The organism is Streptomyces sp. NPDC051561, assembly GCF_044454195.1.
Lineage (GTDB): Bacteria > Actinomycetota > Actinomycetes > Streptomycetales > Streptomycetaceae > Streptomyces.
This window is the reverse complement of the sequence record NZ_JBITDM010000070.1, coordinates 1-1288: the sequence shown is the minus strand read 5'-3', so window position 1 is coordinate 1288 and position 1288 is coordinate 1. Positions and strand designations below refer to the sequence as shown.

General features: G+C 66.1%; 2 protein-coding genes. Both read right to left on the bottom strand.

The genetic code is table 11. The annotated features are described in order from the left end of the window. Positions 1–36 precede the first annotated feature (36 nt). Positions 37–924, bottom strand: a complete 888-nt coding sequence (locus tag ACIA73_RS41960; RefSeq protein WP_399444286.1) for an IS3 family transposase — start codon at positions 922–924, stop codon at positions 37–39. Beyond that, positions 921–1220: a transposase gene (locus tag ACIA73_RS41955; protein WP_399444285.1), complete on the bottom strand. Its 300-nt coding sequence runs from the start codon at positions 1218–1220 to the stop codon at positions 921–923. The genes ACIA73_RS41960 and ACIA73_RS41955 overlap by 4 nt, the downstream gene beginning before the upstream one ends. Positions 1221–1288: the final 68 nt, after the last annotated feature.

The following is a 1288-nucleotide window of genomic DNA, read 5'->3' as shown; positions in this document are numbered from 1 at the left end:
AGCTGAAGCTTCCCCGTGATCTTGGACACTCGTCGGTTATGCCGCGAGGGCGTGTTGGTGCCGCTGCCTGGTCTCGGCTGGTGTGAGGTAGCCGAAGGTCTTGTGCTTGCGTAGGCGGCGGCGGTTGTAGAAGGTCTCGATGAAGGTGAAGACCTCGGCGCGGGCGGTTGCCCGGTCGGGCCAGATGCGGGTGCCGATCTCTTCTTTGAGCAGGGCCCAGAAACTCTCCGCGGCGGCGTTGTCGAAGCATGATCCGGTGCGTCCACAGCTGCCCTGCAAACCCAACTCCCTTATGCGAAACCGGAATTGGGCCGAGGTGTATTCGCTGCCGCGGTCACTGTGAATCACGCAGCCAGGCTCCAGGTTCCCGCGGCCGTGGGCCATGTCGAGGGCATCGACGACGAGCTCCGCGCGGTGGTGGTCGGCCATGGCATAGCCGACCACCTCGCGGGTGGCCAGGTCCAGCCAGCAGGCGAGATAGAGCCAGCCCTCGGAGGTGGGCAGGTAGGTGATGTCGCCGACCAGCTTGATCCCGGGCCGCTCGGCATGGAAGTCGCGGCCGATCAGGTCCGGGGCCAGCTTCGCCTTCTTGTCCGGCCGGGTCAGCGAGCGGCGCCTGCGTCGGGTGACGCCTTGGATGTCGCGCTCGCGCATCACGCGGGCGACGCGCTTGCGGTTCACCCGCCGTCCCAGCCGCCGCAGTTCGGCGTGAATACGCGGGACCCCGTAGGTGCGGCGCGAGGCGATGTGCAGCACCGTGATCTCTTGGGCGAGTGCGTCGTCGTCGGCCTGCCGGGCCTGGCGGGCAGCCTCGCCCTCGCGCCACGCGTAGTAGGAGGAGCGGGCAACGTGCAACACCCGGCAGAGCAGCACGATCGGGTAAGTCGCCTTCTCCGCATGGATCAACCGGTACAACGCGTTCACCGGTCGTTCTCCTTCACGAAGAAGGCGGTCGCTTTTTTCAGGATCTCGATCGTCTGCTGCTGTACACGGTTCTCCCGCCGCAGCCGCTTGAGCTCCTCGCGCTCGGCACTGCTCAATTCGCCGGAGGTGCCCTCGCTCCGGTCCGCCTTGGCCTTGCGGTACCAGCCGCGCAGGGACTCGGAGCTGATGCCGAGCTCCCGGGCGACCGCCGTGACTGTCTTGCCCGAGGAGTCGACGAGCGCGATCGCGTCCCGTTTGAACTCCTCGGTGTACCGCTTCGTGTACTTGCTTCCCACCTGGTGCTACTTCCTCTGGAACCTCATGTCCCAGTCTCCAGGTGTCCTGGAACAAGGGGAAGGTTCAG